This window comes from Sphingobacterium alkalisoli, from assembly GCF_005049105.1.
Taxonomy (GTDB): domain Bacteria; phylum Bacteroidota; class Bacteroidia; order Sphingobacteriales; family Sphingobacteriaceae; genus Sphingobacterium; species Sphingobacterium alkalisoli.
The window spans coordinates 83,183-103,094 of the sequence record NZ_SUKA01000007.1 but is presented as its reverse complement, the minus strand read 5'-3'; the positions used below and the strand labels follow the sequence as shown (position 1 = coordinate 103,094).

Annotated in this window: 15 protein-coding genes; 4 read left to right on the top strand and 11 right to left on the bottom strand. The window is 42.8% G+C overall.

Annotation, left to right across the window (positions count from 1 at the left end; translation table 11 throughout):
• Positions 1 to 54: 54 nt before the first annotated feature.
• Positions 55 to 996 carry a helix-turn-helix domain-containing protein gene (locus FAZ19_RS19400; protein WP_136822425.1) on the bottom strand — a complete coding sequence of 314 codons (942 nt, stop codon included), beginning with the start codon at positions 994 to 996 and terminating at the stop codon, positions 55 to 57.
• Positions 997 to 1,076: 80 nt separating this feature from the next.
• A complete protein-coding gene (locus FAZ19_RS19395) occupies positions 1,077 to 1,274 on the bottom strand; it encodes a DUF6965 family protein (RefSeq protein WP_136822424.1) in 198 nt (65 codons plus the stop codon).
• Between the two features lie 383 nt (positions 1,275 to 1,657).
• On the opposite strand from FAZ19_RS19395, the gene FAZ19_RS19390 reads away from it, so the two are divergent.
• A complete protein-coding gene (locus FAZ19_RS19390) occupies positions 1,658 to 2,284 on the top strand; it encodes a TlpA family protein disulfide reductase (RefSeq protein ID WP_136822423.1) in 627 nt (208 codons plus the stop codon).
• A 113-nt stretch (positions 2,285 to 2,397) separates the two neighbouring features.
• Here FAZ19_RS19390 and FAZ19_RS19385 read toward each other — a convergent pair whose 3' ends face one another.
• From FAZ19_RS19385 to FAZ19_RS19350, 8 genes are all read right to left on the bottom strand, one after another.
• Positions 2,398 to 2,931, bottom strand: coding sequence for a dihydrofolate reductase family protein (locus FAZ19_RS19385; RefSeq protein ID WP_136822422.1), 534 nt, complete (start codon positions 2,929 to 2,931; stop codon positions 2,398 to 2,400).
• A gap of 159 nt (positions 2,932 to 3,090) precedes the next feature.
• Positions 3,091 to 3,513, bottom strand: a complete 423-nt coding sequence (locus tag FAZ19_RS19380; RefSeq protein ID WP_136822421.1) for a DUF1810 domain-containing protein — start codon at positions 3,511 to 3,513, stop codon at positions 3,091 to 3,093.
• A gap of 384 nt (positions 3,514 to 3,897) precedes the next feature.
• Entirely contained in the window at positions 3,898 to 4,395 is a 498-nt protein-coding gene (locus FAZ19_RS19375; RefSeq protein WP_136822420.1) for a DUF7000 family protein, read from the bottom strand.
• 527 nt (positions 4,396 to 4,922) lie between these two features.
• Positions 4,923 to 5,516, bottom strand: coding sequence for an RNA polymerase sigma factor (locus FAZ19_RS19370; RefSeq protein ID WP_136822419.1), 594 nt, complete (start codon positions 5,514 to 5,516; stop codon positions 4,923 to 4,925).
• A gap of 342 nt (positions 5,517 to 5,858) precedes the next feature.
• Positions 5,859 to 7,955 carry a selenium-binding protein SBP56-related protein gene (locus tag FAZ19_RS19365; protein ID WP_136822418.1) on the bottom strand — a complete coding sequence of 699 codons (2,097 nt, stop codon included), beginning with the start codon at positions 7,953 to 7,955 and terminating at the stop codon, positions 5,859 to 5,861.
• A gap of 10 nt (positions 7,956 to 7,965) precedes the next feature.
• Positions 7,966 to 9,411: a SusD/RagB family nutrient-binding outer membrane lipoprotein gene (locus FAZ19_RS19360; protein ID WP_136822417.1), complete on the bottom strand. Its 1,446-nt coding sequence runs from the start codon at positions 9,409 to 9,411 to the stop codon at positions 7,966 to 7,968.
• An 11-nt stretch (positions 9,412 to 9,422) separates the two neighbouring features.
• On the bottom strand, positions 9,423 to 12,857 hold the full coding sequence (locus tag FAZ19_RS19355; RefSeq protein ID WP_136822416.1) for a SusC/RagA family TonB-linked outer membrane protein: 3,435 nt from the start codon (positions 12,855 to 12,857) through the stop codon (positions 9,423 to 9,425).
• Between the two features lie 137 nt (positions 12,858 to 12,994).
• Positions 12,995 to 14,158, bottom strand: a complete 1,164-nt coding sequence (locus tag FAZ19_RS19350; protein ID WP_169305711.1) for a FecR family protein — start codon at positions 14,156 to 14,158, stop codon at positions 12,995 to 12,997.
• Between the two features lie 148 nt (positions 14,159 to 14,306).
• Between FAZ19_RS19350 and FAZ19_RS23975 the strand changes: the two genes are divergently transcribed.
• Complete coding sequence (locus FAZ19_RS23975; protein ID WP_169305710.1) at positions 14,307 to 14,465, top strand: hypothetical protein; 159 nt, start codon at positions 14,307 to 14,309, stop codon at positions 14,463 to 14,465.
• 60 nt (positions 14,466 to 14,525) lie between these two features.
• Here the strand turns inward: FAZ19_RS23975 and FAZ19_RS19340 are convergent, their stop codons facing one another.
• The gene (locus FAZ19_RS19340) at positions 14,526 to 15,461 is read right to left on the bottom strand and encodes an erythromycin esterase family protein (protein WP_136822414.1); all 936 of its coding nucleotides are present in this window, start codon (positions 15,459 to 15,461) and stop codon (positions 14,526 to 14,528) included.
• A gap of 561 nt (positions 15,462 to 16,022) precedes the next feature.
• On the opposite strand from FAZ19_RS19340, the gene FAZ19_RS19335 reads away from it, so the two are divergent.
• Together FAZ19_RS19335 and FAZ19_RS19330 are read left to right on the top strand one after the other, a co-directional pair.
• Positions 16,023 to 18,503, top strand: a complete 2,481-nt coding sequence (locus FAZ19_RS19335; protein WP_136822413.1) for a tetratricopeptide repeat protein — start codon at positions 16,023 to 16,025, stop codon at positions 18,501 to 18,503.
• 263 nt (positions 18,504 to 18,766) lie between these two features.
• Positions 18,767 to 19,735, top strand: coding sequence for a hypothetical protein (locus tag FAZ19_RS19330; protein ID WP_136822412.1), 969 nt, complete (start codon positions 18,767 to 18,769; stop codon positions 19,733 to 19,735).
• The last annotated feature ends 177 nt before the right edge of the window (positions 19,736 to 19,912 follow it).

Sequence of the window (19,912 nt, the reverse complement as noted above, 5' to 3'; positions counted from 1 at the left end):
TGGAAAATAAACGCATTACCGTAGTTGCATAAATCAAATGAAAGTTTGTAAAAATCAAACAATCATCAATTCTCTAAAATGTTGTGGCGACTGCTTACTGTATTTTTTAAAGAAATTAGAAAAATGAGCAACTTCTTCAAAACCCAGCGTAAAGGCGATTTCGGAAATATTCCATTGCGTTTGGGTGAGAAGTATTTTGGCTTCTTGGACGATTCGGCTTCCGATGATTTCGCCGGTTGTTTTTCCTGTTGTGTCTTTCAGAACCCTATTGAGATGATTGACGTGAACACCCAGCGTTCCGGCAAAATCTGCCGGTGTTTTTAATTGAAGAAGCTGACTGATATTTTCTATTGGGAACTGTCTTTCCAAAAGTTCAATGAACAGCGTTGTGGTTCGGGAGGCAGCCGTTTTATTGTTCTCGACGGGAAAAATCGGTTTTAATTTCTGCCCGACATGAATCAATTCCATTAAGTAATTTCTCAGTAAATCATATTTGTAAAAATAATCTGACTGGATTTCTTGGTGCATTTTAACGAAAATAGCTTCGAAGTTTTGAAACTGTTCTGTAGATATTTGATAGATAAAGTCACTTTGGGGCGAGAAAACCGGAAGGTTGTCTATCTCTAATCCAATCTTAGAAGTCGGTAAAAAATCCTTGGTAAAGACACAAAAATGTCCGGATTGCTCCGTGCAAAGATGCGTGTAATTGTAAGGGATTTTTGGAGAAGCAAACAAAACTGCACAATCCTCAATCTCAATGGTTTTGTCTGCGTATTCTACTTTGTTTTTTCCGTTTATCAGGCTTATTTTGTAATAAGTTCTCCTGTTGTAAGGCATTCCGGTTTTCGACGTGCAGGTTTTGGAAATTTCCGAAATGTCAAACACATTGAAATGACCAACGTCTTTTTGGATATTATCTTGAAGGAATTGATTGATGTCAGGACAGCTTTCTCCCAAAATATCCTGATAAAATTCTTTGATAGTGATAGAATTCATCTTGTTGCAAAAATCAAATATAGTATTTTAAAGCTTGTAGTTTACGTCCCTCAATATAGTTATGGTTTGAAGGAGTTTTTTTAGCGCGTGGCCTCATAAAACTTTAACAATCGACCGTAAGCCGGAGACTTAGCGATATCCTTCGTCCACTGTTCGCACATGATGAACTGGATATGAAGGAACTTATCCACATCGGTTACAGTCTGATCTTTACTTATCCGGACCGTTTCAGGGTACTCTTTGCCCAACAAGGCACTACGTAATTCTTCTACTGTCATTCCGCAAAAGTATCAACAATTTTGGAAATAAAAATTATTCAATTTCATATTGTCTTGTCATTGCTATATACTCAGCCATCTCCGTACTTGTTCAGCCAACTAGCCTTGCCATAAGCCCTAACTTCAATTACAATTCACTACTGTGGATTATCATCATTGTATATATCGATAAGGATCGTTATAATTGAAACGTTTTATGCTTGGCGTTCGGGCAGGCTTTCAAAGCCTTAGCATTCAACTAAAATATAAAATTCAATTCGAGAATTACACTTGAATTTTATAGTTCCGCTAACCGGTATAAAAGGGGGGCAGGGATTATAAGTCTTGAAATGATCAAGACCCTTAATGAGTTAATCACAAGCAATTAATAGATAAAGCGAGTTATGTTGAACAATAAAGAAGTTTCAAAAGAAACACCACCAGCAAATAAGTTTTGGCAGCACATCAAGAAGAACGGTTTTACGGTACTGATGTTGATTTTTATCGGAGTAATGTTCGTAAGCCCCGAAGCAAAATCATTTGTGCTTAGGCAGTTAATGGCAACGGGGCTGTTTAATGCAAGTATAGACAACAAAATTGCTGATAACACAAACCCAGCTAATCTTGATTTTGATTTTTCCGATGAAAATGGAAACGTTCAAAATACATCGTCATTAAGGGGTAAAGTGGTGTTTATTAACTTTTGGGCTTCGTGGTGCCCCCCTTGTCGGGCGGAATTCCCGTCCATAGAGACGTTTTATTCGAAGTTCAAAGACAACCCTGATGTTTTCTTTTTAACAATCAACCAAGACGATGATCTTGCCACGGGCAGAGCATATCTCAACAAGGAAAAATATGCGGTTCCGTTATTTACGACTAATGGTAATATTCCGAGAGAGGTTTATGCCGGAGCGTTGCCGACAACAATTGTGCTGGATAAAAATGGAAAAATCAGGTACCACAATACGGGATTTGCCAATTACGCATCAGCCAAATTCTTAAAACAGATTGAAGAACTGATAAGGGAATAGCGCCCGTACACTTTTTTTGATGATCCGATAGGCCAGCTAGTATCTACCTGTTGATGATCCATGCGTTAGGACAGCTGTGACTTCAACGTGTTTAGTTGTATACCCATGGTCGTTTATCTCTGTCGCACGTAATATAGCTGTGTTAAACCTGTTTCAAACGTCTTTGCTTTTACAAATTCAAGCGTCTGTTCAGGTCGTCCGTCTTTAAATAACTTTGTTCCATTGCCTAATAAAACCGGAACGATCGAAATGATAAACTCGTCTATTAAGTCGTGATTCAATAGTTCATTAATTACTTCTGCACCACCGTCACAATAGATGTTTTTCCCGTTTTCAGATTTAAGTCGGTCAACCAAATCAGTCAAGTTTCCCGTATAAAAAGTCGTTCTACCTACACTCGGTCTTTCGGTTCTGGTTATTACATAAACATCTCTTTGTCCGTTATCGTAATGAGATGAACCAATTTCTTTAAGCACATAATCATAGGTTCTTCTGCCAATAATCAAGGTGTCAACCGTGTCTGTAAATTCTGCATATCCATAGTCTTCACCTTCTTTTTCTACAATTTTCAAGAAACCGAGGTCGTCATTAGGTTTTGCAATATAACCGTCTAAACTTGTTGCAATAAAAAGTGAGATTTTTCGCATTTGTTTTACATTTTAGATGTTTCTATAAAAATAACATATTGTCTATATTTTTCTGTGTGTATGATAGCGCCAAGATCCACCACTTATGTTTTCTTCTTTCCCATACTCAATCTGAAGATATCCAGGACAGGACAACTCCGCTATTATTTCTCGACCCGTTCACAGTTTATTCAAGAACCTTAGTGTCGCCTCATCCTGTAAACCGCCAAAATAGCGGTCGATTACCGAAGGAAAAACTATACTGCTGTTTTCTACATTGGCAAACAACGTCATCGACGAACAAAGTTTAAGGTCATCAGGATGTCCGAATATCTCATGGACCGATTTACTACGGATAGTGAGCATTGCTTCAGAGATTTCGATCAGATGCTTTCCAAGCACGGGGTGTTTCAGGAAGGCAGCCGCTTCACGCAAGCCCGATATGGCATAGTATTTCGCCGTATCACTCTGCCCAAGACCTTTGAGCTGCGGAAATATAAACCACATCCAGTGCGATTCCTTTCTGCCCCTTTTTATTTCGGACAAGGCCCTCATATACATCTGGTTTTGCGCATCCAGAAAACGTTGTAAATTATAGTCCATATTTATATTTAGCTAACATCTGTTTGTGCTAATAAGTTTTACACATTTCTTCGATTTATCGTTGCTGAGCCGCTCGCTGGATACGAAAAACGTATCCAAGTCCATATGAGCAATTGTGCGCTGCAGCTATAGCCTCCTGTGTTAACTTTTACCAAAGTTAAGAAAAAATTACTAAATTAATTAGTAATATTGTTGTTCAAAATTGACCCAATGTTGTACTGGACAGAAAATAAAACATACCGGTGGGCCAGGGTTATTTCCCGAAGGACAAAATGAAATAAAAGTTATCGGCTTCCAAACGACATTCAAGTGTGATGAAGAGTTGGAAAACTTCTTTTTAATATCGAATATAATAGCAAAGAAAGAATATCGGGTTTGTTATGTCTAATTGGTTAAACTTACTTGTTTGATGTCTTTTAGTATCTCATCTGTAACAAGTACTAATTTGTCCTCAATTTGTCTTGTTAATTTTTCCAAGTCACTAAAATCTGGATTCTCAATTAAAGCAGTTTCAAGTATTGAATATTGAGGTCTTGTTGTTCTGTGTTTATTCCACTTTGTCGATTTAAAATACTCCCAATACCTTTCCTGAATTGGAATTGTCTGGCCTAAAAGCCAAATTTCAAACTGCATTTTTGAATGGTTCAATACAAGTCCCATTTTCAGTTTTCGCTTTTTCAAAAAGTCGTTTGTGTAATAGAAGTATGTATAGTCCATATACCCTTGAAGAAGACTTCCGAATGAATAGTGTTCAGAAAGGCTTTTGGATAATGTTGTCCCAAGTCTTGTTACATACTTAACAAGTCCAACATAAGCTTCTTGGATGTCGCCTTTGTCAAGTTGTTCTTTGTAAATGTCAACGTAATGATTTAGGTCTTTCATTTTAATAATCCTATTTGTTTTATCACTTCTTTTCGCACTGTCGGGGCGTCTTGTCAACTTGCACCTAACAATTTTTTTTAACGTAACTCGTTTTACTTCGTAGAGCTCGGCGCTCAGCCTTCTGTTTGCTAAATACTCTTAGTATCTGCCTTATGTCCATAAAGCCATCCGGTCAAACCATGAAAATTGATTTGATCGTCCGTTTCAATCCAAATCGTATAAACAGCTTGTTGTCATTGTTAACATCTATTTTTTTTGTCAATAGCGGTTCGCAATCCGTATTCTAATATACGTATTTAAATTGATTGGATATGAGCTTCTATTTGACAAGTTGCGACGATAAATTAAAGGTGAATAAAATCAATTTTTGCCATTTAAAAATTTCGCTTTCTAAGAAGCTTATTTTTAGAACTTCCTCGAGGGAACCAAATTTAAATTGGAAGAAGCGATGAAAATCATTGAAACCGGTCGGCCGATGGCAACCAGAGGACGAGGATTTCCATTTATCAACGCGAATGCCCGGTGCGTTATAAAAATAGAAAGTAGGACGTGTTTTTCAGGGCCTTTACAAAGCGTTTGCGGATGATCTTGAGTTGATTGTACACGGTATGGGGTGAGGTGGAAAGCGTATTGGCTATCTCGGATACGGTTTTGTTGCTTTCATAGCGCAACGCATAGACCTGTTTCATACGGGGAGGCAGATCGGAGATTGCCAGATCCAGTAGCGATTCCAATTCCTCATTGTGCGCTTGCCTGAATGCCAGTGACAACTCATCCAGGTCTGCAATTTCTTCAGACAGGTTATCCCAGATGGTTACGAAATGCGGTTGGTGTTTGTTCTTTCGGTAATAATTCAATACCCTGTTGATGGCCATTCCATGTAGGTAGGGATAGATTTCTCCCTGGGGCTGGAGGTTCTCCCGTTTTTCCCAGAGCGATAAGAAGATGTCATGGATGAGGTCGGCCACCGCCGATTGATCATTAATGCGTTTGCTGATTTCTTTGTACAATCGACGGACATAACGTTGGTACATGTGGTCAAACGCATGCGTTTCCCCTCGCTTTAAAGAATCCCAGAGTTCCTTGTCTGTCGTTTGTACCACTTCGCTGCCGAATTGCATGTTATACTAATCAATTGCTTAGGTTGGAGTTCCTAACAGCCAAAGTTAGGAACTTTGGTCTATCGAAATTGTTATGTTTGTGTTAATCCTGTGTGAAGGGGGCCATGAGACTGAAGAAGCTGTGGATGATGAAAACCAGTAACATGCAACTCAACGCACCCCAGTTTTGCTGAGCTTTGCAAGGAAACGTTTGATGGTTGCGCGGAAAATGCCTGATAACGGCTTCAACTGTGGTGTGACGAGTTGTTTAATACAAAACCCGAAGACTGTTGGCTTCGGGTTTTGCACCTAGTATATTAGCCGATGTTGCTACTATAGTTGTAGAGCAGCGAAAATCAACGATTACAATCCAGTATTTTTAAGATCAAGGACAATAAAATTATTGGCTTCCCTACTGGCTAATAAAAGCATATCCCCATCTATCGCTATCCCATATACCCTGCGTAGCAGGGGGTCTTGGAAATAGCGGGCCAGGCTGGGGTTGTCTGGTTTTGAAATATCTATTATCGCTACAGAGTGATTGGAAGAGTTCAAAACAAACGCCATTTTCTTCCAAATGGCTATCCTGCCCGGTCCCTGCATATCCGTGTCGCCGATATGTGAACGTACCTGGGGACGCAATGGGTCGGAAATGTCTAATGACCAGAAGGTATTGGCATTATATGCTACCACAAAAAGATGGTTTCCGTCTATGGCGAGCGCACAAGTGCCTTTTAGCAATACAGGGTCATACACCCGATCCGTTATGACAGGATGGCGTTTGTCCCGGATGTCTACCGTGATGAGCGATGATCCGGGGCCGTAACCCGCCAAATAGAGTACATCTCCTTTGGTCAGTGCGGCAAAAGCCCCGTCTCCCGTGTGGAATGAACTTACGATGGCCGGTTTCGCCGGATGACGGAGATCCAATATATAAACCTTGCTTTCCGAGCTATGAGTTACGTAGGCATAGTCCCCATCGATCCATATCTTCCGGAGACGCGTATAATTCGACTGATAGTGCTCCAAAAAGCTACCTTCACCGCCTACCGTGATTGCCGATAGTTTTACGGGATGATAAGGGTCGGAGATGTCATAGGTGCTTATCCGGCAGTTGGTCATCGATAGCACATACAGGTAGTGGTCCTTTATGGCGACACTAAACGCATCAAGAATATCCCGATCCCGTAAGCTGTGTGCCAATACGGGGTTATCCGGATTTCGGTAGTCGATAATGGCTACATTGTTTCCATCCCGACAGGGGATGTACGCAAATTTGTTATGGATCAAGATGTCCTCGGGCTCATTGATTTCTTTCACATGACTAACCATGCCCACAGTAGCTTGATGTAAGGGGATTTTATGCTTGGCGCTTATTTCTTTCTGTGCACCCTGTACCTGTTGGAGGGTATGGTGAAGAAAGTCTTTAGCAAAGGACGCACGTAGTACAAACCCTTTGTTGGTGGCAGACAAGGTAATGACCGAGTCTGTTGTCTCTACCCGTATACCGTGATCTAGCCAATCTCCTTCGACCGTGGGCAGGGCGCCGAGGTTCCACCAGCTACGGCCATAGTTTAAGGTTAGGTACACGTTTTTCTCGCTGGTATAGGTACCGTAATATGCTGCACCGTATCCAATATTGACGAAATCATCTGCCGCGCCATCTAATTGAGAACATTTCTTCCACGTGTATCCGAGGTTGCTGCTACTGTAGATGTAGCCGTCTTGGTCGGCCTGCAGCAAATGAGCCATCCCCAAGTATTCGGTAGCAAACAATGCTGCGTCGGTCAGTTTTTCCAACCTGTTCCAGGTCATGCCATCATCGATGCTTTTGTACACGGTGCCATCCCATCCGTTGACGACGATACCATTTCCTACTTTTTCCAACCTGTACAATGCGTTCTTAGACACAGCCCCAAGATCTGTCCAGGTGCTGCCCTTGTCTGCGGAACGGTAGATATGGCCGCCTTCCGAATCAGTGTCTGTAACCAGCAGTGTACCGTGGGCTGTGTACATGATGGCGTAGGCGGCTGCATAGTTTTCCGTATTTTTGTTGGTTGTCAGCTGTTTCAATAGCTTCCACGATTGCCCACCATCCAAGGTCCTGTATACCTCTGCCTGACTCGTCAAGATATAAAACTCGTGTTTGTCGCCCGTTTCGGCAATGCAGGTGATGTCATTTTCGGTCGGCTTGGATAGGAAACGCCAATGTTGCCCCTGGTCATCACTGATGTAGAGCTTGCCTTTTTGCGTACCTCGGGTAGCCAATGCGATCGTATGCTCATCCAATTGCCGTATTGCATCGATCCTTCCTCCTGGAACAACCTCTTGTATGGACCAATTTTTGAAGTGGGGCAAGACGCTGTTGGCAATGGACAGACTGTCCATTGCAGTCTGTCCGTAAGTGACCATCAACCAGCAAGTGGCGATGATGCTCAATCCTATTTTTCTCGTATTCATGATGCTATTTTTATTTTTGCCACCACATTTTACCGTTCATGTTGTCTCCACCCATACGTTGGGAGGCTTCCTGGTACTGCTGTTGGTTGAGTGATTGTTCTGATATCGGGTAGGGCAATCTGGAAGGTATTTTTCCATCGTTGACATTGGTGGGGCCGGGTACCAGACGGGGATGGCCCGTCCTTCTGTATTCACACCAAGCCTCGATACCGGTAAAGAACAAGCTAAAGTACTTCTGCAGGTAGATCTTTTCCAATCCACCGTCATAAGCGACGCTCGGATGCGCCAGGTAGTCCGTCTCAAATGGGGCGCCCCAATAGTCGAAAGAGCTTTTGATGCCCTCGTCATAGGACTGTTTGGCATCTCCAGTATAAAAGCCCCTGGCAGCGGCCTCAGCCTTCAGAAAAAATACTTCGGCGCAAGTCATCCAGATGGCAGGCTCATCGTCAGACTGGAAGCGCGTACCCAGGTAGGATTGGAAATTATATCCGCCATTGTAGTTCGCAGATTCGGTAACGGGGAGCGCATTGGGTAGGCCTACGTATACCGGGTTGGCCGTATTGGCCGATGCGTTGGTTGGCCGCGCAAATTGGAAAAGCCTGGCATCGCCAAATTTAGTCAATGAATCCACGACAAACGCACTTACCGACTTATACTTAAAGTCAAAATCACGGACAAAGCTCGGTGCGAGTGGGAATACATCGGGAAAGCTGCCCGAGTAGCGGTATATGAAGTTGTCGCCATTCCCCTCCATGACGGGATACTGCGCCGGATCAGCTAAGATAAGGGCGATCAGCTCCCTGGATTTTGACGTTTGTTTCTCAACGGTTCGCATAAGCATACGGAGAAGTAGACTATTGCCAAATTTTTTCCATTTCAGCATATCGCCGCCATAGATCAAGTCACCCCCGAAATCCAGTGTCGCATTGACATCGATGAGCTGCGTATATTGCTGTATCTCTTCGATCAGTCCGAGGTAAATGTCTTCCTGCGAATCATACTTCGGGGTGAAGGTATTATCGGCGACCGCTTTACCGGCTTCGGTGTAAGGCACATCGCCAAAGGTATCGGTGATCATCGATAGGATGAAGACTCTGATCAAGCCTGAGATTGCTCGGTAGTTGCTGTGTCCCGTGCCATTCTCGACCATCCTGTTGATGTCATTGAGATCCCGCAGCCTGTTGTATAGGTTCCATAGTTGATTAGAATTAGTCGGTTGTAACTTGAATCGCTGTACCTCTGTGAATGTATTGTTCATACAGGTGTATTGGATCAACTCGTTGTTGATTTCAAAAGCGCTGTGGGTAAGGGTATTCGAGATGCTGTACACCACTTGCGGTAATACGACACCCGGGTTGACCTGTGACGGGACATTGGGGTTTGTATTGTCAATTTTTTGGCAACCTCCGGTGGCTAAGAGGATGATCCCGTATATAAAGGCTATTTTAATGTTCATGTCTGTTTTTTTTAAAGTGCTATTTTGATGTCCAGTCCGAAACTCCGCGTCGATGGGATCTGTGCGTTTTCTACGCCGGGTACGATGGTGCCACCGGATACGAATGAGGTTTCGGGATCGATGTTTGGCGCTTTTGAAAACAAAAGCAGGTTTCTGCCCACCAGGTTCAGTTGCACCGATTTGAACGGTGTCTTTTTGACTACTTCGGTAGGCAGTGTGTAGCCAAGCGTCAATTCACGCAATTTAATGAAGGAAGCGTCGAATGAGTTGGATTCCACATTGGGTCGTCGATAATAACCCCGGTAGTATGTATAAGCTGATACCCGTTCCGTGTTGGGCGAATACGTACCGTCGTTATTGAGGACCACACCATCTCCGACGATGCCTTCTTCACGGCCGGGTAGCGTATTAGACAAACTACCTGCTTCAGTTCCCGTTACGTGGGTAAAAGAATAGATCGTACCACCCAATCGGCCGTCAAACAGAAAGCCCAAAGACCAGGTTTTGTAGGCTAGATTATTCTTTATGCCGGCAATAAGGTCGGGGTTATAATTTCCGATCTTCATCGTGTTGCTGGTGAATACGGGCACACCTCCCCGGTATATGATCTGGCCTGCTTCATTGCGCTGAAGCCCAATCCCATAGATGTCACCCATCCTGCCACCTACGCGAGCTTCTACGGTAGCGCCTTGGGCAGACGCCATGATATAGCTTTCCACGCCATCGGCAAGTTCAATTACTTTGCTTCGGTTGGAGGAGGCAGTCAGGGTAATGTCCCAGGTGAGCTTGCTTTTGACGGGGGTCACGGTCATCAACGCTTCCCACCCGCGGTTGTTTATTTTACCGGCATTCATGATCTTGTCGGTATACCCAGTGCTGACGGATAGCGGGCTGCGTAAGATTTGGTTTTTACTTTGTGAGGTATACCAGGTAAAATCCATATGCAGCCTGTTGGCAAACATCCTGAATTCGGTGCCTACCTCAAAAGAAGAGGTAATTTCGGGTTTGAGATTAGTATTGGGCATGGTAGCCGGGAGGCCTACCGCACCGGGTAGCGTGCTGTACTCGTAGTAGGCAGCCGTTTGGTAGGGATCGGTATCACTGCCTACCTGGGCAAATGAACTCCTTAGTTTCCAAAAATTTATCCATCGGGATTGGATGCCCAGCATATCCGAAAGTATACCGCTTGCCGATATCGACGGATAGAAATAGGAGTTGTTTCCTGCAGGCAGTGTGCTCGACCAGTCGTTTCGTCCGGTCAATTGCACGAATATCTGATTTTTATAGTCCAGGTCGGCAAAGGCATACAAGCTGTTGACATTTTTGACTGTATTTGCCTCGCTTAATGCAGGCCTGTTGCTGGCATTGCCCAAGTTGTATACACCTGGTATGATCAGGCCATTGGCTGTCGCCGTATTTTGCCCAGTGTTGATCTGCAGATTGTTTCCCCCGGCATTGGCAGACCAATTGAATCCTCCTATTTCCTTGCCTTGGTACGTGAGTAAGAAATCCGAATTGCGCTCAAAGTACATCAGGTCTTGCCGACGGTACAACCCTTTGGTATTGACTGCCGAACTGAATGGGCGCTGGGAGCTACGCATTTCGCCGGAGTAGTCGATGCCGGTGCGGACCATCGCTTTGAGCTGCGGTAAGATTTGGTAATCCACGGCTGCGTTGCCAAATAGGCGATTGCGTTTCATCCCGTTTAACTGTTCATACATCGTGAAGTACGGATTGTCTCCCCAGGTGAAGTAGTAGTCTTGCTTCACGTCTTCTTGTCCGGGTATCCAATAGTTCTTAAACCAATTGATATCCGCATTTCGCTCAAACCAAATAAAATTGTAAGTGGGCGACGATCCGCCATATCCGACGATAGGCAAATTGTCGCTATGGCTATTGATGTAGTTCATGTTTGTCCTTACCGACACCTTTGAAGAGATGTTGACATTGGAGTTTAAATTAAACTGGTTACGTTTTAGCTCGGTATTGGGCATGATCCCCGTTTGAGCATAGTTGTTGTAAGATGCCCGGAAGTGACCCAACTCTCCCGATTTGGATACCGATACGCTATTGATAAGTGTCCGGCCCAGTTCGTAGAAATCCCGCACGTTATTCGGCCGGGCTTGCCAAGCGATCGGAATCCTATTGCCGTTCTCATCCAAAGGCGAGCCAAACTGGATGAATTGCTGCCCGTTGAACGGGGCGCCCCAGTTATGTCCTGAATTGCTGGTATTGGGTCCGTCCGGCCCATCTCCATAGGAATAATAATCCAGCCCGCTACCCGTTCCGCCGCCATAGCTATTTTGGAAGTCTGGAAGTTTGAGCACTTGATCGAATGCCGTATTTGAATTAACGCTTACACCCATGGCTTTCGAAGAGGAGGCGCTTTTTGTCGTGATGATGATTGCGCCATTTGCCGCTCTGGATCCATATAATGCAGCAGCATTAGCACCTTTCAGTACGCTGATCGATTCGATATCGTCGGGATTGATTTCGGCACCTCCGCTTCCATAGTCCACCGAGAGATCACTGCTACTGCCGGTGCCGATGTTGTTGTTTATTGGTACACCATCAACGACTACCAATGCTGTGTTTTTATTAATATTCAAAGAGGATTCGCCACGTAATACAATGCGTGATGAGCTGGCCATGCCTCCCGATGTCATGGTCATATTCATACCGGCTACCTTACCCTGCAGTGCTGTTAATGCATTTCCACTTTTTGCTGTGTTCATATCTTCCCCTTTAATCTCTTGGATCGATGTGCCTATCCGTCGCTTTGTGCTTGTCAGTCCCAACGATGTGACGACTACCTCTTCCAAGGCGTCCATTGTTTTTTTGAGGGTAACATCGACTACCTTGCGTTGATCGCTGCCTGTAACCGTCACGCGATCGATTTGTTGGCTTTCGAACGAAATGTAACTGACACGGATGGTGTATGTACCTGGAGCCACCGGTATTTCGTATTCGCCACGACGGTCAGACTGCACGTTTTTTTTGGTTTCCAATACCGTGATGGTAGCCCCTTCCAATGGAACTCCTTTTTCATCGGCGATCTTTCCGGATATACGCGCCGTTTGTTTTGGCGGCGTTACCGCCGTCGCAGTCTTATGATGCCGTTTGCTGTTGTCTTTTTTGATGGTTACGATTTTGTTTGAAATTGTGTAGGTGTACGGTAATCCATTGAAGCATCGAGCCAATACTTGATTAATATCTGCATTGTCGATATCCAGGCTGATTACCTTGGCATCGGCAAATAAATCAGCATCGTAGAAGAAATCATAGTTTGCTTGGCGGCGCACATCCTCGAGAATCTCCTGTATGGATACGTTGTTTTTCTTGATAGACAGGCGTTGCCCATATGTCGCGGCACTCACATGTATCAGACAAAACAAGGTCAATAGCATCGTTATTTTCATAACACGCATGATTTGATAAAAATTCATATTTTTGTTAACGTTAAAAGATTGAAATATTGATTGAACAGTGTTTTAGTAAACTTTTGACACAATGGCAGGGGGTGCTCTAACACCCTCTGCTTTTTTTGATGAAGTCTACTCATTTGGGTTATCTTTCTTTTTTATTACCTCACGGTTATCCTCCTTTCTTTTACTTCCAGTTCCACTTTGTCCGTAGATGCGATCATTTGGATGATGGCCGAAAGGGGCTTTTTGCGGGATACCATGCCGTTGAATCGTATTTTCCCCAAGTGTTCTGGGCAGACGATATCCACATCATACCAGCGCATCACTTCCTGAAGGATGTCGGCCAACGGTTCATTCCGGAAAATGAAGTCGCCGTTTTTCCAAGCGACGTTTCGGGTTATATCGGTCTTAACGACCTGGATTTTGTCTGCAACCTGCGCTTGCATATTGGGGCTTAAGAATTTGTATTCGCCCGTCGCGCGGTATATTACCTTTACTTTGCCTTCTACCAATGTCGTTCGCTCGGTAGGGTAGCTGGTGTAGCTATTTACGTTAAATTGCGTACCCAATACCTGTATGGTCTGTTTGTCTGTTTCCACGAAGAATGGCACCGGTTCTTTTTCTCCATCGGACTGTTTGATGGAAGATTTGGCAATTTCAAAATAGACCTCACCGGTCATCCTCACCCGGCGCTCGTGTTTACTGAAAACCAATGGGTAGGAGAGGGAGGAAGCAGCATTTAGCCAGGCTTTGGATCCGTCGGGAAGGATAATTTGATGACTCCCGCCCCTAGGCGTAGTTAAGGTGTTGGTCGCATATCGAGCAGCGCGCTCAGGAGCTTCGGTCACATACACAAGCATACCCTGCCCATTTTTTGATATCGTGATGCCATCCTGTCTGGATATCAATCCCTCCTGTTGGTCGTTCAGTGCAATGCTGGTCCCATCGGCCAGTGTTAGAATTGCCTTGTCGCCTCCTGGCAGAATGTCGTTGCTGGTTATCCTGTCAGTGTGTTCGGCGGGCCTTCTGCTGTACTGATATACCACAGTAACGGAGACCAATAGGAAAACCAATGAAGCGGCAGCAACTCGGTACCGACGTGCCAAGGTTTTTAACAATGCTGATTTTGCCTGCGGTGATGCATTGAATCGAGGCGAACGCTTGATTTTAGCCAGCATGTTTTCTATCGTCTGCTGGTCGGGTTCCTCCCCCGGTTGGCCTCTTGCAATTTCTTCAAACCAGGTCTCCAAACTTTGGATTTCTTCAGGGGTACATTTATTACTGTGATACTTGTTTAGTATATCCGATAGTTTCTTTTCCATACGCATCGAAGACACGATTTGTCGTCCTCTATGAGTATAGTAACCAAAATGAAAGATTTTGCTATTCCAATTATCAGATATAATGATTTGTTAATCTGCTTAATAATTTGTTAACATAAATACACCCGATGCGTTATAAAAATAGGACATGCTTTTAGGGCTTCCCAAAAGCTTTCCTATGCCGAGTATGGATAGCGATCTGATGGTCGAGACCAGTATGGGGCAGGAGATCGAGATGCAGACCAGCCTTCATTCGAATCTCAAGAAACGGATGCTATATTATGCGAGCAAGGCCTTCACCAAATGAAAGTTCAGCAACCCAAATAACGGCGTCCAATGTCGCAGTCAAAAAAATGTATTTTGCCTTTTATTCAATTGGTTTAGCGGCTGAAGTTTTATTTACAAATATTAGAGCATCAAAATCTACCCCCAATTTAGAAGGTGTCGTTTGTGGAGGACCCTGCCAATTAGAATTTATGTGGGTTAAATCATAAATATTGGTTAGATTATAATTCTCGAACCCTACAAAGAAATTAGAGAGTTCCTCGTGCAGTGACTTTTTATTAATTTCGAAACTATACTCTTTTAGATCACCCCCTTCTATCACATTGAATGACCCTTTTTTTGTGTCGAGGGCTATGAAATAATATTTTTCATTAAGATTATTTGAAAGGTAATTTCCCATGGCTTTCACCTTCGAATTCGTTACATCCCACGTATTACTTTTGATTAAGTGTGAATTATGGGCCCATATGATACACTTTTGCTTTGGCGATTTTTGCAATAAATTGTCTGCCATTAGACTGTCCCTCTCAAACGGGCGAGGCCAAAATTCTTTGCTATCAAAGCCAATAATATTTACTTTGGATTTATCTTGAATTTGTTTTGAGTTATAGGTTTTAACCCATTCGAGTAATTCTTTTAGTTCAATAGAGTTGTATAAACCATAGTTTTTCAACGTAGTACTGATGTCGGCAACTCCACCAATCACAAAATTATTAAGGTCTTTTGCTACATGTTCGTCCATCTCAAAAGCAATAATTTTAAAATTTAAGTTATTAACAAGATATTTAATTAATATACTTTTTGCTATATAGAATTCTTGTGTTCCATGAGAGGCTTCCCCTAATCCTACATGGCTTATGTCCTTAAGGTAATTTGAAATGAAAGAAAACTGATCAACATCAGCTCGATCCGTAAGCTCAATTTCGTTGAAAGAATTGTCATAGGATTTACTGTTCTGGGCTTTGACATCGATAATTATTAATATTAATAATGCGAAAATATAATATCCTAAGTTCATCCTGTTCTTGATTAGCTTTTTATTAAGATGAATTTATAAGATCATTTCCATAAATCTTCAACAGCTATGTAAGAAAATGATATCTTTATTGCTACGATAAAAATCAAACAGTTAGATGTTGTAACTAGATACAACGACATGAACCTGCATTCCGCCTGACAAACGACATTCCCGGCATCGTATAAAGTTGATTAGTGAAAAATTAAAGCAGCTAAAAGAATCAAGAAATTGAAATTTTACCCGGTGTTAAAGACCCTTTTACGCAATTCGGATATACAGAATGATTCGCGATTCACAATTGCGTAACGTAGTTGTACTTAAGCTATAAAAATGAAACTGAAGACCGTGTTGTTCGCTCGTCGCAATAAGGTGTCAAACAATAAAAACTGCCCAAATCGCAGCTTAATAATCGAACTCAGGTTTTTAGGATCCATTTTTGCTCACTATTCACATAATTGAACGGAATTCTTTAGTTTTGACTATAGCTATTTAGGAGAAGATTACAATATTATCTCTTCGGCGAAGGAACGTTTTGGATAAATTTAGAAATAGAGACGAGCAATGATATTGAAAGAAAGCACCGGCTATAACTACCTGAAATACCTGCTTACCGGGGTCTTTTCAGCTTTGCTAATTATGGGGTATGCACAGGAAACTCAAGTTGTGGATTCCATTGATGTCGTACGTGATTACCGGCCGATACTGGCCGATGCCGTAAAGGCCCGTCGGAGTCCGGATATGCGTATTAACAGAGAAGCGATCGAGAATGAGCTACAGCAGGTTGCCGCTGCTACATATTTTTCAATAAATGGTTTCAAACAAGCCTACAATGATGAACTTCTTAAACGGAATCCCAATGCTTCACGCGACAATATCGACAATTACCGAATTAGTTATCTAGCTTACCGTGCAGGGGAGTATCCAAGAGCGACCTCTATTTTGGAGAGTTTGGAAAAATCGGATGCCTATTATCAGGGCGCTATAATTACTTTGGGCAATATCGCTATAGAGACCAACGATAAACAGCGTGCCCGAAATGCTTTTCTCAAAGCGACGAAAATGGATCTCGATCCGGAATTGAAAATAATTGCGTTGTATAACTACGCCAAAGTCTTATATGAATTGGACTCCGCCCAAGTTGGCCTAGAAATACTTCAAGACTATATTGCCAAGAAACATGTGGATATTAATCGTGATGGCAAGAAACCGGAGAGTGCGGAAACATTATCCATAGATGTCTTGTTGGGTACGAGTAATTTTCACGCGGGAGTAAGTATGCTGGAATCGTTAAAGAAAAGGAGCCGCGAGGCCGATGTAACCTATCAAAAAGCAACGTATTACCGTGCGTTGGAGTTTTATAATGAGCGTGCTTTCGAAAATAGCATATCCATGTTTATGAGATCTGAAAAATTCCCGATCGATCCAGAAATGGCAGCGTTGGCCACGTATTGGAAAGCGGAGGCGATGTATGAAGTACGCAAATACAAGGAGGCGGTAGAAAGCTTTTCCCGATTCCTCCTGATGCCCGCTGCAAGAAATACCGATGTATACAGTTATGCGCACTATGGCCTGGCTTATGCAGCTTTTCGCAACAACAGCTTTAGCGTGGCTGCTGATTATTTTGAACGCTTTTTGGCTACCGATGGAAGTTCGATAGAGGAAAGTGTACGGCATGACGTGATCGCACGTTTAGGTGACTCGTATTTGTCCTTGCGCAATTATGGCCGGGCCAACCGATACTTTGATCAGTTGATTAACAGTAAAGCTTCTAATCAAGACTACGCGTTGTTTCAGCGAGGTATTATGTATGGATTGCAGGGCGACAATGAAACCAAGATCAGCACGCTGCGATCTGTTGTGGAGCAATTCCCCGGTTCGAACTATGCAGATGACGTGGCCTTTGAGGTCCCGTACACGTATTTCACAATGGAAGATTACGATACCGCCATCGAAGGGCTACAGAAGATGGTTAAAAAATACCCCCGAAGCAGCTATGTACCTCGGGCGTTGATGACCATCGGGCTTGTCCAGTACAATAAAGGTGAGACCGAAGAAGCGAAGGCTTCCTTCCGGAAGGTGGTGGAGCAACATGCTACAACAGATGAAGCACGACAAGCATTGCGTTCCATTGAAAATATTTACCTGGATCAAGGAGATGCTTCCGGTTATATTCATTACGCGACCAATACCGATGTCAGTGATCTGAGTGCGGCAGATCAGGATAACTTCACTTTCCAGGTAGCCTACTCTTTATTTAACAAGGGGTCATATGAAGGGGCTGTGGAAGCGATCAATGCATACTTTGATAAATTTCCGAAACCCATAAAGGAAAAACATGCCCGTTATATCCGCGGGGTGAGTTTATACCGGACCGGACACCCAAAAGAAGCGCTACACGACTTGAACATTATCCTGAACGACTGGACAAGCAAGTATACTGAGAGCACCTTGCTAACGGTAGCTGCGTTATATCTAGAGTTGGAGAAATACAACGAGGCCATCGTGCATCTCAAAAAACTAGAGCTTAATTCAGAATTTAAAGAAAACTATAACTACGCGGTAACTAACCTGATGATTTGCTATTTCCAAATCGGTGACTTGGAGCAGGTGGCCAAGTATGCGACGTTGATAAAGAATTACAACCGGTCATCAGAAGAAGACATCGCCAAAGCCCACTTGTACAGTGCGCGAGCCATGCTGCAGGAAGGCAATGTGTCTTCAGCCACGAAGGAACTCAATCTGGCGGCGCTCAAGAGTCAAACGGCAGTCGGCGCAGAGGCACGGTACCGCACCGGGCAACTGCAGTATAAAAACAAGGAATACGACAAAGCACAGGAAACAGCCTTTGATGTGATCAATAATATGGGGGCGCATGATTACTGGGTGGCCAAGAGCTTCCTCCTGCTTGCAGATACCTATGCTGTCAAAGGCAATAGTCTCCAGGCAAAGAGTACATTGGAAAGTGTGATTAATAATTATGAAGATGATGATGATGTCATTCCTTCAGCAAAAGAACGTTTAAAGAAATTGAAAATTAAGTAAATTTATATAACGATGCAGATCAAGAGGGTCAACATCAGTCAGTATGGCAGTGGAATATAAGCTTTAAATGCACTTTCTCCCTAAATCCTAATAGATGATGTACCTGCTATAAAAAATAGATAGGGCAATGGTTTGGTTAGTACCCCTCCCACGATTGTTCCCATTTAACACGATTGGTATAATAGTTACCCTGCTTCGTCTAAAATCAAAAAAAGCGACGTTATTCTTATATTATTTTGTGCTTCATCAAATAAAAAAGTAAAATGATTGCACGTTTCCGTCTGCTTATTCTTCTTCTTTCAATCAACTATCTTGGTTATACCCAAACGAGGGACACCGTTAGAATGAAGAAGGTCAGACAAATTATTGAGCGATTTCCCAACACGCGAACTGTCGGTCTTCAGATTGAGTCTTTTAATAGTAGTAATTTTAATACGAAAGATTTTTCAACTGATGTAAAAGGGGAAGTGAATGAATTGCAACGTGCGAAAATAGCCGTAAACCTACCTGTTATGGCGATAAATAGAAAATTTATCGCAACAATATCAGGATACTATAGTCAGACAACAGGGGATATGAGCATTACGCCTTTAAATGGGACATCTATAAATAATGATATTGATTTGAAATATTGGTCCGGATCATTAAACACGATGTATATCTCTAGTCTTTTCAATAATCCGACTGTATTTACCGGATCATTGACAGGAGATGGCGATCACCTTGACATGCGTCGCATACGGGGAATGATAACGTCAACGATGATTTTAAAGCGTTCACCAACGGAAAACTTCTCCATCGGCCTAATAGGCATTATTGACAGATCTTCACGCGTCCCAGCGTTGCCTATGGTAGCCTATGAAAGACATGTCAATGGCTCTCCGTGGACATTCGAGCTACTTTTTCCTCAAAAAATATTTTTAGAAAGAAGAATATCTGTAAATGGTTTACTATTTATGGGTAGCGAAATATTTGCAGACAGAAACTATGTGACTCTCGGTACGGACAAACTTGACGGCATATATGAATTCAACGAAGCTTCTATTCGAAGTGGCTTAACATATGAACACCGCTTTTTTGGAAATTTGTATCTCCTTTTTCGTGGAGGTATTTCGAATCCGATAAATGCGCGGCTAATAGAAAGAAATGTTAAATCCTCAGATTATACACTGATTACGAAGCGCAATGGTTCCATGTATTTTAATTTTGGCCTTTCATATAATCTATTCTAAGAATACTTTAAACAATGTCCGAAGAAACTTCTGTTGTTGCTTAGCTTGGGAATGTCTGGCACCATTTACCGGAAAATTTGGTAACTTGTAAAGTGAATTTTTACAATTAATGTTCGATATAAATTGCAAGTTAAAAAATCGATGTTACATAACTGACTTAAATGATAGATAAAGGTT

Excerpts from the sequence above, each read along its gene's own strand:
- FAZ19_RS19380 (WP_136822421.1), bottom strand. The coding sequence starts at position 3,513 with ATGGACTATAATTTACAACGTTTTCTGGATGCGCAAAACCAGATGTAT.
- FAZ19_RS19390 (WP_136822423.1), top strand. The coding sequence starts at position 1,658 with ATGTTGAACAATAAAGAAGTTTCAAAAGAAACACCACCAGCAAATAAG.
- FAZ19_RS19335 (WP_136822413.1), top strand. The coding sequence starts at position 16,023 with ATGATATTGAAAGAAAGCACCGGCTATAACTACCTGAAATACCTGCTT.
- FAZ19_RS19355 (WP_136822416.1), bottom strand. The coding sequence starts at position 12,857 with ATGAATTTTTATCAAATCATGCGTGTTATGAAAATAACGATGCTATTG.
- FAZ19_RS19400 (WP_136822425.1), bottom strand. The coding sequence starts at position 996 with ATGAATTCTATCACTATCAAAGAATTTTATCAGGATATTTTGGGAGAA.
- FAZ19_RS19340 (WP_136822414.1), bottom strand. The coding sequence starts at position 15,461 with ATGAACTTAGGATATTATATTTTCGCATTATTAATATTAATAATTATC.
- FAZ19_RS19370 (WP_136822419.1), bottom strand. The coding sequence starts at position 5,516 with ATGCAATTCGGCAGCGAAGTGGTACAAACGACAGACAAGGAACTCTGG.
- FAZ19_RS19395 (WP_136822424.1), bottom strand. The coding sequence starts at position 1,274 with ATGACAGTAGAAGAATTACGTAGTGCCTTGTTGGGCAAAGAGTACCCT.
- FAZ19_RS19375 (WP_136822420.1), bottom strand. The coding sequence starts at position 4,395 with ATGAAAGACCTAAATCATTACGTTGACATTTACAAAGAACAACTTGAC.
- FAZ19_RS19385 (WP_136822422.1), bottom strand. The coding sequence starts at position 2,931 with ATGCGAAAAATCTCACTTTTTATTGCAACAAGTTTAGACGGTTATATT.
- FAZ19_RS19360 (WP_136822417.1), bottom strand. The coding sequence starts at position 9,411 with ATGAACATTAAAATAGCCTTTATATACGGGATCATCCTCTTAGCCACC.
- FAZ19_RS19350 (WP_169305711.1), bottom strand. The coding sequence starts at position 14,158 with ATGGAAAAGAAACTATCGGATATACTAAACAAGTATCACAGTAATAAA.
- FAZ19_RS23975 (WP_169305710.1), top strand. The coding sequence starts at position 14,307 with ATGCTTTTAGGGCTTCCCAAAAGCTTTCCTATGCCGAGTATGGATAGC.
- FAZ19_RS19330 (WP_136822412.1), top strand. The coding sequence starts at position 18,767 with ATGATTGCACGTTTCCGTCTGCTTATTCTTCTTCTTTCAATCAACTAT.
- FAZ19_RS19365 (WP_136822418.1), bottom strand. The coding sequence starts at position 7,955 with ATGAATACGAGAAAAATAGGATTGAGCATCATCGCCACTTGCTGGTTG.